This is a genomic window from Nocardia sp. NBC_01009 (genome assembly GCF_045208035.1).
Classification (GTDB): Bacteria; Actinomycetota; Actinomycetes; order Mycobacteriales; family Mycobacteriaceae; genus Nocardia.
In genome coordinates, this window is record NZ_CP108695.1 from 3,919,177 (window position 1) to 3,933,959 (window position 14,783).

At 57.7% G+C, this 14,783-nt stretch carries 3 protein-coding genes; all 3 read left to right on the forward strand.

What is annotated here, in order from left to right; translation table 11 throughout:
- Nucleotides 1-78: 78 nt before the first annotated feature.
- From OHA42_RS17515 to OHA42_RS17525, 3 genes are read left to right on the forward strand one after another with little or no spacing between them, the layout of a single operon-like run.
- Complete coding sequence (locus OHA42_RS17515; protein ID WP_406238390.1) at nt 79-12,099, forward strand: type I polyketide synthase; 12,021 nt, start codon at nt 79-81, stop codon at nt 12,097-12,099.
- Between the two features lie 9 nt (nt 12,100-12,108).
- Nucleotides 12,109-13,281: an FAD-dependent monooxygenase gene (locus OHA42_RS17520; protein WP_406238392.1), complete on the forward strand. Its 1,173-nt coding sequence runs from the start codon at nt 12,109-12,111 to the stop codon at nt 13,279-13,281.
- Between the two features lie 43 nt (nt 13,282-13,324).
- A complete protein-coding gene (locus OHA42_RS17525; RefSeq protein ID WP_406238394.1) occupies nt 13,325-14,713 on the forward strand; it encodes a hypothetical protein in 1,389 nt (462 codons plus the stop codon).
- Nucleotides 14,714-14,783: the final 70 nt, after the last annotated feature.

A 14,783-nucleotide genomic window follows, 5' to 3' on the forward strand; every position in this document is an offset into this window, starting at 1 on the left:
GCGTCAAATTAGCCTCTGGAACGTCCCGCAGTGAATGCGTCATATAGCTCATTTGAGCACGGTTTACATAAGGAAGAAATGTCTAACGAAGAGAAACTCCTGTCGTATCTGAAGCGAGCTGCCGAAGACCTTCAGGATGCGCGAACCCGGATTCAAGAGGTGGAAAGCGCCGCTTCTGAGCCGGTGGCGATTGTGGGTATGGCGTGTCGTTTTCCGGGGGGTGTGGGTTCTCCGGAGGATTTGTGGGAGTTGGTTGCCGGGTCGCGGGATGTGATCGGTGAGTTCCCGGCGGATCGTGGCTGGGATGTGGAGGGGTTGTTCGACCCCGATCCCGAGGCCAAGGGTAAGTCGTATACGCGTGAGGGCGGGTTCCTCTACGAGGCGTCGGAGTTCGATGCGGGGTTCTTCGGGATCAGTCCGCGTGAGGCGCTGGCGATGGATCCGCAGCAGCGGATGCTGCTGGAGGTGTCGTGGGAGGCGATCGAGCGGGCGGGGATCGACCCGAAAGCGTTGCGCGGCACCAACACCGGTGTGTTCACCGGCATCATGACAGACCTGTATGGCTGGGGTGATAACGATGACCTGGAGGGTTATCGGTTGACCGGTGGCGCGGCGAGTGTCGCCTCGGGCCGTGTGTCGTATGTGTTGGGTTTGGAGGGGCCTGCGGTGTCGGTGGATACCGCGTGTTCGTCGTCGTTGGTGGCGTTGCATCAGGCGGTGGCCGCGGTGCGTGCGGGGGAGTGCGGGCTGGCGCTGGTGGGTGGTGTGACGGTGATGTCGACTCCGACGATCTTCGTGGAGTTCTCTCGTCAGCGGGGGCTTTCGGCGGATGGCCGGTGTAAGTCTTTCGCCGCGGCCGCGGATGGCACCGGCTGGGGTGAGGGTGTCGGTGTGCTGGTGGTGGAGCGTTTGTCCGACGCGATCCGTCGTGGGCACGAGGTGTTGGCGGTGGTGCGTGGTTCGGCGGTCAATCAGGATGGTGCGTCCAATGGTTTGACCGCGCCGAATGGTCCGTCGCAGCAGCGGGTGATTCGTCAGGCGCTGGCGAACGCGCGGGTGTCGGCGGCGGATGTGGATGTGGTGGAAGCCCATGGCACGGGTACCACGTTGGGTGATCCGATCGAGGCACAGGCGCTGCTGGCGACCTATGGCCAGGACCGGCGTGAGGGCCGGCCGCTGCTGTTGGGCTCGTTGAAGTCGAATATCGGTCACACGCAGGCCGCCGCGGGTGTGGCCGGTGTGATCAAAATGGTGATGGCGATGCGGCACGCGGTGGTGCCAGCGACGCTGCATGTCGATGAGCCGACACCGCATGTGGATTGGGCCGCGGGTGCCGTCGAGTTGGTGACCGAGCCGACGCCGTGGCCCGGGTCCGATCGGCCTCGTCGTGCGGCGGTGTCGGGGTTCGGTGTCAGTGGCACCAACGCGCACGTGATCCTCGAACAGGCGCCAGCGGCCGAGACGACCGCGCCGGCCGACGCGGCGCCGGTATCACCGGATGAAGCAGGGATGCCGGCCGTGGGTGTTGCTGCGTCGTGGCCGGTGCCGTGGGTGTTGTCGGGGCGGAGCCGGGAGGCGTTGGCTGGTCAGGCTCGGGCGTTGGCTGGATTTGCTGAGCGGTATCCCGATGTCGATGTCTGTGATGTGGCGTCGTCGTTGGTGGATTCCCGGTCGCGGTTCGAGCATCGGGCGGTGGTGTTCGGTGGCGATCGTGACGCGTTGGTGTCGGGTTTGGCCGCGGTCGGTGGCGTCGATCCGATGCCGGGTGTGGTCGAGGGTGTGGCCGGTGTCGGGAAGACGGTGTTCGTGTTCCCGGGTCAGGGCGCTCAGTGGCTGGGCATGGGACGAGAACTGCTCGATTCCGCGCCGGTGTTCGCCGAGGCGATGAACGAGTGTGAGCAGGCTTTCGCGCCGCTGGTGGACTGGTCGTTGTCGGATGTGCTGCGTGGTGGTGCGGGTGCCCCGCCGCTGGACCGGGTGGATGTGGTTCAGCCGGTGCTGTTCGCGGTGATGGTGTCGCTGGCTCGATTGTGGCAGTCGATGGGTGTGGAACCCGCTGCGGTAGTTGGGCATTCGCAGGGTGAGATCGCTGCGGCTTATGTCGCTGGTGGTTTGTCGTTGCCAGATGCCGCGCGGGTGGTGGTGTGTCGTAGTCGTCTGGTTCTTCAGCAGTTGGCTGGTGGTGGCGGGATGGCTTCGGTGTCGCTGCCGGTCGAGGCGGTGTCCGAGCGGCTGGCGGTGGCCGGGCCGGGGCTGGGGATTGCCGCGGTCAACGGTCCGAGCTCGGTGGTGGTCTCCGGTGAAGCCGGGGCTTTGGAGCAATTCCTGACCGCGTGTGAAAGCGACGGGGTGCATGTGCGCCGGGTCGCGGTGGACTATGCCTCGCATTCGCCGATGGTGGAGGTGCTGCAGCAGGACCTGCTGAGTGAGCTCGCCGATATCGCGCCGCGGTCGTCGAGCATCCCGTTCTACTCCACGGTGACTGCCGCTCAGCTCGACACCAGTGGTCTGGATGCCGGCTACTGGTATGCCAACCTGCGTGAAACCGTTCGCCTCGAGTCGGTGACTCGTTTGCTGCTCGAGGACGGCCACACTCTGTTTGTCGAGGTGAGCCCGCATCCGGTGCTGACCATCGGTTTGCAGGAGACGTGTGAGGATGCCGGTGGGCGTGGTGAGGAAGCCGCGATCGTCGGTACTTTGCGCCGCGACCAGGGCGGCATGATCGATTTCTTGTCCTCGTTGGGACGGGTGTTCGCTTCCGGTGGTGTGGTGGATTGGTCGGCGGTGCTGGCTGGTCGTGGTGGGCGTCGGGTGGATTTGCCGACCTATGCCTTCCAGAGGCAGCGGTTCTGGCTCGAAACCGACACCCTCACCGGCACCGGCGGGCGACCGACCCTAACCGGTAGGGAGATTGCATTCTGGGAAGCGGTCGGATCCCAGGACATTGGCGAATTCGCCCGAACCCTTGGTGTAGCTGAGAATTCTTCACTTGAGGAGTTGCTTCCTGCGCTTCGCGTATGGCGCAGTGCCGGCCAACTAAGTACTAACGGTTCGTGGTTGCACCGGATCACGTGGGATCGCGTAGTCGACTCCGAACACGCCGCCCTTACCGGAACCTGGATGATCATCCGGCCAAGCGCATGCGATGCATGGGCCACGGCCATCACCGAGTCATTCATGTCGTTGGGCGCGCACGTCATCGTGGTCGAAATTATGCCGGATCAGATCGACCGAGTAGATCTTCGGAAACTGATCGCCGAGACAGGAACTGCTACATCGGCTGAACTGAGCGGTGTGATCTCGCTGTTGTCGTCCTTGAGAGAATCCGACGATGAGTATCGAGACGTTCCGCGGGGGCTTATTGCGACAGTTTCGCTCATTCAGGCGCTTGGTGACGAAGGAGTTGGTGCACCGCTCTGGATCCTGACGAACGAAGCGGTCAGTGTGGCAGATGATGATTTGCCGATTGACCCGGGGCAGGCGCTGTACTGGGGGCTCGGCCGGGTGGTGCTGTGGGAGCATGCCGACCGGTGGGGTGGTCTTATCGACGTGCCGCCACGACTGGGTAAGGAGGCCGGACAGCACCTTGTGTCTGCGTTCCTGACTCGGCGCGGCGAGGACGAACTTGCTGTCCGCGAGTCGGGTGTTTACGGTTGCCGTATCGTACCGACGGAGGTCGACGAGTACAGCGTCGCGCCGTGGCGGCCGTCCGGCACCGTCCTCGTCACAGGGGGTACTGGCGGTCTCGGCCGAGAGGTTGCGAAGTGGCTGGCAGGCGAGGGAGCCGACAACCTGGTCTTGATCAGTCGTCGGGGACGTGACGCTGCGGACTGCGACGTCCTGGAGCGGGAGCTGGCTAGCCTAGGTGCTGCGGTCACCATCGTGGCTTGTGATGTTGCCGATAAGACAGCGCTTTCTCGTGTCTTGGCAGACATCTCCCAGGACCAGCCACTAAGGGCGGTCATCCACACCGCAGGCGCACTCGATGATGCTTTGCTGCAGGAATTGGAAAAGCCTCAGATAGGTAGGGCGCTCCGGGCAAAAATGGCCGGAGCGTGGAACCTCCATGAATTGACGTCCGATATCGAGCTGGATGCCTTTATCCTGTTCTCTTCAGGAGCTGCAATCCTTGGGGGCGCTGGACAAGGAAACTATGCGCCAGGAAACTACTTCCTGAATGCGCTCGCCGCATACAGGAGAAGCGACAACCTACCGGCAACGGCCATTTCGTGGGGGCTATGGGCGGGCAAGGGTATGGGTGGGGCTGTTTCGGACGGAATGACCAAGCGTGGCATTCGAGAAATGGATCCACAAAGGTCAGCTAGCCTGATGTCTCAGGTTGCTTTTGGCAGTGACGCCGACGTCATGATTGCCGATATCGACTGGAAAACCGCGCTTGGAATGATGCCAAGAGATGAACCCAGCCAACTGTATGCAAAAATTCCGGAATTTGAGCAATTTGCGATCGCGGAGATCGACCTTCACGAGCGGCTTAAGCAACTGGGTTCGGATGACCGCATCCGAGAGCTGTTGAAACTAACGAAGAAGCACGCCGCATTCGTGCTAGGGCATGATGACGCAGATGCGATCCCCGATGATCAAGAGTTCAAGGATATGGGGTTTGGTTCACTGGCTTCGCTTGAATTCCGAAATGCTATCCGAGCGGAGACAGGGGTCCGTATTCCGCTATCGGTAATATATGAATACTCAACCCCGCAAGAGCTCGCGCGGCACCTGCAGGATGAGATGCACCTATCAGGCGACAGCGGAATGGATGAGCTAAAAGAGCAGATCGATGCACTCATTAGCGCCGTCGAAAATACAGATATCGTTGATCGCGATGTCAGTGGACTGATCGCCCGCGCCAGCGGGCTGATCAGTAAGCTTGGCGGTTCGCGCCAATATGCCACGTTGAGCGATGTCGACTCCAGGGTGGAGGAGGGAGCACAAGATCAAATTGCAGAGCGTCGATACCACCCTCTTACCGCTTATCAGAGGGATATCGCATCCGTTGGTATGCGCTACTCGGATCTTCAAGTGGTCGAGGTTGCCGCATTTGCTCGTATCCAGGGGCGAATTGATGTCGAATGGATGACTCGGAGTATCAACGAAGTAGTGCGTAGCAACGACGCGCTACGACTCCGATTCGAGTTCTCTGAGGGCGAGCTCCGTCAGTGGGTCTCAACGGAGACGACGGAGCTTCAGGTAATCGACTTCACGACTGCCCCAAACCCTGAGGCTGCAACTGAGGAATGGATTCGAGCCACGTCTTCTGAGCCGCTGCCGCTTGAAGGCAGTCTCATTCGATGGGCAATTATCATCGAATCAACGGAATCGTTCGTGCTGTATGGACGTTTCCATCATGCGATTGCTGATGGCTACGGCGTAAACCTCGCACTGGCGCAGGTCTATCAGAACTATACGCGCGTAGGCAAATCTTCGCTGGAAGTACGTACGCGGTCAAACCCCAGCTACATCGAGGCTGTGGCAGCTGATATCGAATACCGCAACTCGGCAGAATGGCAGAGCCACCGCGACTACTTGGTCGAAAAGTTCAGTGGCTGCGAGCCCGGACTTTTTACCAGAAACTCGATCGCACCGAGCCACCGTCGACTGCACAAGAAGCTAACTATCGAATCATTGAACGCTGACAAGCTTCGATCGATCGGCAAGTCCATCTTTGCCTTCAATGCGGCGGTCTTGGCCACGTATCTCCGACGCGTTCATCGAACTACCGAGATCGTGTTGGGCGTGCCGCTGCTCAATCGCCAGTCATCGGACTCCCTCCAAATGGTTGGGCACTTTGTAAACGTCTTACCTTTGCCTATCCGATTTGACGACGACCTGACTCTTATCCAGCTCGTTGACAGAATCAGTGAGGATATCCAGGAACTTCAGCAATACGAGAGATTCTCCTACGGCGAGCTCGCACGTGCCCTGCAGGACACAAATGGGATTCCTCCGACCCTCTTCGATGTCACATACACATACGCACAGATACCCGATACCGATCACGCGGAGTGGATGGCTGGCAGCGCTGAGCTGATCTCATCGGGGTCGACTCTCGACGCCCTGAACATCATCATCCACGACCATGAGCGCACAGGGCGCATGACTGTAGACATCTTCTATGCGGATGATGTTTTCGACGAAGCAAACACCTTCGGGGCCGCCCTCGAAGAAGTGCTGGCGATGGTCGAAATGGGAATCAGTAACCCTGATCTACCGCTACGGGGTCTGAAGACGCTTTCGTCCAGTTCGGTGGCGAAGCTTGCGGAGTTCGAGCAGGGATTGAGTACTCACCTGAGTGCGCCTGTGACTTTGGATCACCTTCTGCAGCCGTTTGCTTCGGTGGATCCCGACCGTACCGCACTTTCCTTCACGGATTCCGAGGGCGCATCGCGAGCGATTACGTACAGTGCGCTTGAGCGCAAGATAGCGGCGTTGGCTGCCGAGCTGCGTAGCGCCGGTCTCAATACCGGAGAATGCGTGGCGATCGTACTGCCTAGGTCGGTCGGCATGATTGTCGCAATTCTGGCTACATTGCGGGCCGGAGGTGCTTATGTTCCGATCGACCCCAAGTTCCCTGACTCTCGTCTGCAGACAATTCTTTCGGATAGCGAGGCACGTATTGTGCTTGGCGACGATAGAACGCGTGATGTGGCCAGTTCGCTGGACATTCAAATCGTTGAACCTTTGCAGTCTGATGAGAAATCGATCGATGGGCTCAGTAGCAGGGCGATCAATGCCGGGGATCTGGATCTGCCGGGTGATTCACTGGCTTATGTGATCTACACGTCAGGTTCGACTGGAAAGCCCAAGGGGGTGATGATCGAACATCTGTCGGTAGTTAACCGGATTGACTGGATGCAGCACCAGCATCCCTTGGACGAGACCGACGTCATCCTGCAGAAGACTCCCTACACTTTTGACGTTTCTGTGTGGGAATTTATGTGGTGGGCGCGAGTTGGAGCCAGTGTCGCGCTACTGGGTGACGGTGACGAACGTGATCCTCGTAAGATCGTGAATGCTATCTCTTCGCATCGCGTTACAGTCACGCATTTTGTTCCGTCGATGCTTGGCCCATTCTTGGATGAGGTCGAGCGCGGCGAAAAAGAAGAGGTTGCAACATTGCGACTAGTCTTCTGCAGCGGTGAAGCCCTTTCGCCCGCGCTCGTCCGGAAGTTCCATTCTGTCTTCTCTGGCTTCGGCAATGAGGGCCCCAAGCTGGTTAACCTCTATGGACCGACCGAAGCCACGGTCGACGTCTCGTACTTTGACTGCGAGCAAAACTCGACGTCGGACGTAATTCCGATCGGCCGACCGATCGAGAACATCGTCTTGGCGATCCTTGATGAAGATGGTGACCGTTGTCCGCTCGGTGTCGCCGGCGAGCTGAATATTGCGGGTATCGGTGTGGGTCGCGGATACAAGAATCGGCCCGAACTGACAGAGTCAGCGTTTGTCGAGGATGATCGGTACCCAGGTGGTCGCAGGTACCGTACCGGTGATCTCGCAAGGTGGCTTGCTGACGGGAACATCGAGTATCTGGGTCGCTTCGATGACCAGGTGAAGATCCGTGGGAATCGCATCACGCTGGGTGAGGTTCAGAACCAGATAGCTGAATGCCCTGGAGTGAGTGGAGCTGCGGTTGTAGATCGGCCTGGCCCCGATGGCGGAAAAGTTCTGGTCGGCTACTACGTAGGTAGTGGAATTTCTTCGGAAGATCTTTCAAGCTTCCTGCGGGATAGGCTCCCCCGATACATGGTCCCCGGGTATCTGTTGCGGCTTGACAGTATTCCGCTGACCTCGAGCGGAAAGATCGACCGTCGAGCCCTTCCTGCACCGGAGATCGAGGCTATCCGCGACCTTGATCGCGTCCTTCCTCGTAATGAGTTCGAGCACAAGGTCGCGAATATTTGGTCCAAGCTGACCGGTGCATCCGAAATCGGTGTTCATGACAGGTTCTTCGCGATTGGAGGCGACTCGATTTCGGTACTCGCCTTCAGGACCGACGCTGAAAATGCGGGAATTTTCTTCGATCTAGATGAGTTTTACTCGAATCCGACCATTGCAGGCTTGTCGGCAATAGCTTCTGCTCAGAACGATATTCGTTTGGGTATATCGGAGAAGTTCGAGACGATCTCCTTGATCGACCGTGCCGCATTGGCGCGCAGTGAAGATGCTTTTCCGGCCACGGCGCTACAACTCGGGATGCTCTATCACAGCCTCGAAAGTAAATCGTCCGCAATGTATAAGGATGTATTCAGGTACAGCCTGAGGATGCCATGGGACGAGTCTAAATTTGTAGCTGCGTTCGAGCGAGCGATTCGCCGGCATCCCGCGCTGCGGACATCCTTCGACGTGGTGAACTATTCGATACCTCTTCAGATCGTGCATGTCGATGTGCCGACGAAGTTCGCTGCTGTCTATAGCGAAATTTGCGCGCGAGAAGAAATTGAGGACTACATCAGTGGACGCTGCCGGTTCGACTACGGCTTCATGGATCCCGCTTTGTATGAAATGCGGGCGTATGTGTCAGCTGATGGTGTAGACCTTGTCTACAGTTTCCATCATGCAATACTTGACGGGTGGAGTGTTGCAACGATCATCCGAGAAGTACTTGAAGAATATCTCTCGGATGTCGGTATTGATGTCGAGCATCACGCGCATCAGATCCATGATTCAACCGTTCTTGCTGAATTCGCAGCGGCGGAGCGAGACACGGAGCGTTCCGTTGAGGAAGCGGAGTTCTGGAAGGCACGCCTGTCAGCTGATTCGGTAGGTTCGATCGACTCCTATCGTGCCTACCGCGTGAGTCGTGCTGATGCGCCCTGGCGGACGATCCTGGAGGTATCTGATCGACTTCAGGCGACTATCGACGAATTCTGCACTTCCAACCGGTTCACGCTCAAGTCTGTTCTTCTCACTGCCCATTGCATGACGCTTAGGGCGATGACAGGTGCGAGTGATATCACCACGGGTGTGATCTCGCATGCTCGCCCACAGCGTGCTGGTTCAGAGGTATGTGCCGGCCTATTCTTGAATACTCTCCCGTTCCGATATCGAGCCAACGCTTCCACATGGGCGGAGGCAGTCGAAGCGGTGTATCGGGAGGAACAAGCGCTGTTCAAGCACCGGAGATATCCGCTGAAGAACATTCAGAATGCTATCGGTGTTCAGAAGGCATTTGATACGGCCTTCAATTTCGTCAACTATCACATGTTCGCGTCCATTATCGATGCCGAGGACGTGGAACTTGTGGAGTTCGAAGCTCGTGAGGAAACTAACTTTGCGCTGCTGGTGACGGCAGCGACCGATCCCCGCACTGGCAAGCTTGTTGTCCATATCAATGGTGACGGAGCGATGCTAGACCAGGATCAGGGAGCTCGTTTCGGCAAGATCTTCCTAGACGTGCTGTCCACTATGACGGCCGATCCGCACGATGAACCGACGTCCGGCCGGGCACCTGCCGCGGGTTGTACCGTTGTCGATCTGCTGGCGCGCGCCGCAGGTCAATACCCGAATGCCGCTGCGCTGGTCGCGGACGGCTACGTATGGACTTATGCCGGGCTCATCGAGACGGTGCACTCGGTCGTGGCCAACCTAACTAGTGCAGGGCTGCAGAAGGGGGACCGGGTCGGCCTGTTGATGGAACGCAGCCCTGAGCAGCTGGCGGTGATGATTGGCGTCATGCAGGCTGGTGGAGCTGTTGTGCCACTCGATGTCACCTACCCATCGTCTCGACTGGCGATGATGGCAAACCGCGCAAACCCATTCGCTGTCATTGCGCCTGAGAAGTATCGCAGCCTGCTGACGTGGGACCGCTTCATGGATCCTGCGGACCTCGTGGCGAAGGTGACGTCGCAAGCGCAGCAGGTGGCTCCGGCTCTCTCCCCGGACGATGTTGCCTATGTCCTGTTTACGTCAGGCTCGACAGGGGAGCCGAAGGGCGTTGCGATGCCCCACCGTGCGCTTGCCAATCTGATCGAATGGCAAAATGGGGCAGCAAGCTCCGACCTAGGGGGGACGACGCTTCAGTTTGCACCTCTCAGTTTCGACGTTTCCTTCCAGGAGATCTTCTCCACGCTATGCGGTGGCGGCACGCTTCGACTCATCCAAGACGCTGATCGGAAGAACCCGCCTGCGCTCCTTCGTACTATCGCTGAGGGCAATGTGAGCCGCATTTTCATGCCGTATGTTGCTCTGCAATCTCTGGCGGAGGCTGCGATCTCGCTGGACGTGAAGCCGACGAGCCTCAAAGTCATCATCTCATCGGGCGAACAGCTACGAATCACAGATGAAATTCGAGCACTCTGCAGCCTTCGCGGAGAATATTTACTCCTGGAGAACCAGTACGGCCCGACGGAGACACACGTCGCTACGTTCCACACACTCGCCGGTAACCCTGCCGCCTATCCCGACCTAGTGCCGATCGGCCAGCCGATCGATGGCGCTCATGTGTTCGTGATGGACGAAGAAATGAACGAGCTTGATGACTATTGCAAGGGTGAGATCTACATCGGTGGACGTGGTCTCGCGATCGGATATGAGGGTCGTGACGGTCTGACGAACGAGCGCTTCCTACATGCTCAAAACGGCGTGCGGCTATATCGCACCGGCGATATCGGCGTACGGATGGTTAGCGGTGACCTAATCTGTCTGGGCCGTGCAGATGGCCAGGTCAAGGTTCGCGGTTATCGAGTGGAGTGCGCAGAGATCGAGGTTGCCATCCTTGCCCTTGGCCTTGAAATTAAGGACGCAGCCGTTATCGCCCGCAAGGGTGACGATATCGATGCATCACTAGTCGCCTATCTGGTAGGAAACCAAGATGCGGTTGAATCCGCCACCCTGCGATCGAGGCTTGGTAATGTTCTCCCCGCCCACATGATTCCGAGCCGATTCGAGTGGGTTGTAGAACTTCCTCTTACACCGAGTGGTAAACGTGATGACAAGGCGCTTTGTGAACGTAGCCTGATCGCCGTTCCTCCTGGCCTCACGGGGCGGATCGACTTTGTTGACGAATATGAGCAAGAAGTCGCTGATCTGATGTTGGAGGTCGCAGGCGCGACTGTGCTGTCAGCATCAATGAGCTTCTTCGATGCGGGCGGTTCGTCGGTGGGGGCGATGAGGCTGGTTATGGCCGTGGCGCGCAGATGGGGTGTTGAGATACCGCTCGATGCGTTTATGACCGATCCCACAGTGACGTCCGTTGCGTCGATTGTACGTTCCGGGAAAGTTGATCGTGAATACGACCCGATTGTGCCGCTTCGCGAACATGGAGCACGGCCGCCTCTTTTTCTTGTTCACCCAATCGGTGGCAATGTCATGTGCTATCTGGAATTGGTAAAGAACCTTCCTGAGGATCAGCCGGTGTATGCGCTGCAGGCTGCAGGGGCCGAGCCTGGAGGTAAACCGGTACGTTCGATGTCGGAGCTCGCAGACCTGTACCTTCGAGCGATTCGCAAGGTGCGTCCGGAGGGCCCCTACTGCATCGGTGGCTGGTCGTTTGGCGGCTACGTGGCCTTTGAGATGGCGCGGCAATTGCCGGAGGCAGAATTGTCGCATCTCGTCATGCTGGATACAATTGCAAGAGACGAGTCGGTCGATGTATTTATTTCGAAGAAGGATCGGGTCGTGTGGTTCTTCTTGGAGCTGCTGTGGTACGCGAACAGTGACGGAGATCGGTTGATGCAGTTTGCGGAAGAAACCGATGACGTCGACGAGCTGTTTGAATATGTCCTTCAGCAGGCGGTTGCCGAAGGGATTGTGCCTGCGGGCAGTTCTCTGAGTCTTATTCGGCGCCTCTTTGAGGTGTTCGAGGCTCATTTTGAGGCACTCGTTGACTACCGGTTGGCGCCCTTGGATCGCAACCTCACGGTATTGCGATGCACAGAACCTCTTCCGCGGGGTGTTGATATCGCGCACCGGCAAGGGGGCAGCATGTTCCAAAGCCCTACGAATGGTTGGGATCGATGGATAACCGGTAATCTCGCGATTACTGATATCTCTGGTGATCATATCTCTATGATGGCTGAACCACATGTGCGCGATCTAGCGTCTAAGCTCAACGAGATCATTTCTCAGACTCTCATTTAACGAGGAAACGTGAACGGAAATAGTGACATGCGGGTAATTATCATCGGTGCCGGCCTCGCAGGTCTGACGACCGCAGCGGCTCTGCGCCACTTCGGCATCGATGCGGAAGTTTACGAAGCTGCGGAAAGTAGGCGAGTAACTGGGGCTGCCCTCGGTGTGGGAAGCAATGCGACAAAGGTTCTTCGTAAGTTGGGAATAGACCTCGCATCCTCGAATGTCGGCCAGATTACCGATCGATTTGAGCTGCGGACCCAAAGTGGAGATCTTATCCGACGTGTGCCGATGGCTTCGATGACGGAAGAGCTCGGCGCACCGCTCGTCACCATTCGTAGGAGCGATCTTGCCGATCTGCTTTATGAATCTCTTGGGGATTGCAAGGTCAACTACGGTGCGAAGCTGGCAGGGTATAGGCAGATCCCTGAAGGAATTTCAGCAGAATTTAGCAACGGCTCTGCTGTGATCGCCGATGTACTAGTCGGTGCCGATGGGATTCATTCTTCTGTTCGGCGTGAGATTGCTGGGCTGGAAGAACCTGTGAATCACGGATATGTATGCTGGCTGGCTACAGTTCCTTTCACACATGACAATCTGCCTGTGGGTTACGCGGGTCATTACTGGGGGCGTGGTCAGCGGTTCGGTCTGATGGACCTTGGGAACGGTAATTCATATTGGTGGGCGACAAAGAATGTCGGCAACAATTATGTCTCCACTCAAGATTCCATCAAGAATGACGTGCTTGAATCGTTTAGGGGCTGGGCAGAAGAAGTTGTTTCTGTAATTGAGGCAACGCCCACTTCGGAGATCATGGCGGTGCCTGCATGGGATCGGTCATTCTTGGAGAACTGGGGTGACGGCCCGGTGACGCTGGTCGGCGACGCGGCTCATCCGATGCTGGCGAGTCTGGCGCAGGGCGGCGGCTCGTCAATTGAAGACGGGTATGTATTGGCATCGGCGATCGCTAGCCACCCTGATGCCGAGGTGGCTCTGCGAGCCTACGAGACATCTCGGCGGGAGCGTACTCGCATGTTGGTCGAGACATCGCGGCAGGTGAGCAGAATCGAGCAGATCGAGAACCCAGTGCTTTGTGCTCTCCGGAACGGGGTGCTTCGTTATATGCCTGATTCTGTTGTGCGAAAGCAGAACATGGCACCAATGACTTTCGATTTCCCGGTCTGGAACTAGGTTTGTGATGAATGCTGGAAACCTCTTTTGAAAGGAATCGCGCATGAATTTGTCTGAAACTCATAGTAGTGTAGACAGTCCCGAGGTGAGACGAGCACTTAGCCCCACCGAGAGGTGGTACTGGATCCTCGACCAGGTTTCGCCTCTCAATATTGTCGCTTGGGTTTCTATACGAGGTCATATTGCTCATGATGTCTTGGAGCAGGCTGCGCAGGTGCTCTATAGGCGGCATCCGCTTCTGCGCGTGCGTGTCGACGCAAGGCCTGACGGCACCGATCCGGCATTCGTGGCGGCACGGTCTGCGAATCTTCACGTGAGGCATGTCGATTCCGGTAGTGATGTTGCGGTTTGGAAGGACGAGATCGAGGGAGCTGAGCTTTCAACGGCGCTGGATTCAAGTAGCGGCTGCCTAGCTAGGATCACAGACGTCGTACAAAACGTCGGTACGCTTGCCGAGGCGCATGTCCTTATCCTGACGCTGTCGCATGTGATCGGCGATGCGGAGTCTGCAACTGGCCTCGTATCAGAGCTTGTCGACATTGCATGTAAGCTCTCGGACGATCGAGCGGATGTTGCGAACCGGGAATTGTCGCTTGCCACAAAATCTGGTCGTGTACTGCTAGCGCCGGACCAGTCGTTGCCCCGGTCTCATCGCGGTGTTTCGGGTCTTGGTCGTGTGTTTCTCTCGATGTTGGAGCAGTTACGGCATTCAGCCCAACGTCCAATGCGACTCATGGCACCTGAGGGCGTATCGCTTGAGGATGGGGCGACTCGAATCGTGGGACGTATTGTATTCGGAGTGGACTTCCAGAACTTGTTGGCAGCCTGTGATGCGCACTCTGTGGAATTGAGATCCGCCATCACTGTTGCGCTAGCCTGGGCTGTCAGTGACCTTAAAGATGGTAGGGGTTCCGAACGCATATGTATCGGCGTCGGCGATGATACCCGGAAAGCTGTGGCTGCTAATGGGGATGAAGTGGTTCTGGGTGCTTATACGACCCTAACTCCGGCAATGGTTCGTCGCGGTAAAAAAGAAGATTTTTGGTCGAGAGTTCGTGAGGTCGACCATTATTCGCGAGATAGAATAGATCGGTGCGACCACGTTACCCCATTGCTGTTGATGAAGTTTATTTCGCCGCCATCTGTGAATGGGAGCGCCAACGCCGTCAAAATGGCGGAGCGTCGTGGTCCAGGAAACGTGGTACATATCAGCGTGACTACAAGGCGCAACCCTGATGATCATGGCCGGTGGGAGGTGTCTCCTCCAGAGTTTGCTGTTTCGTTATCCGCTACGGGCTACTTGGGCGCCTGTACCACTGTTGCTGATTCGTCACTTCAGTGGAACACGGTGTTCGCATGCGGTGCCGTAAGTGCCGTTGATGCTGAGAGTGTGGCGGACTCGGCACTGCTACTTCTGTTGTCTGTGCTGTAGATTGCGCAGACCCGCGCTGACTGGGTTCGCACGGAACCGGGCCAGCCGAGGTCTGCTGGCAGTCACGCCC

Bases quoted from the DNA above. Each gene is read 5' to 3' on its own strand.
- OHA42_RS17515 (WP_406238390.1), top strand. From the start codon at position 79: ATGTCTAACGAAGAGAAACTCCTGTCGTATCTGAAGCGAGCTGCCGAA.
- OHA42_RS17525 (WP_406238394.1), top strand. From the start codon at position 13,325: ATGAATTTGTCTGAAACTCATAGTAGTGTAGACAGTCCCGAGGTGAGA.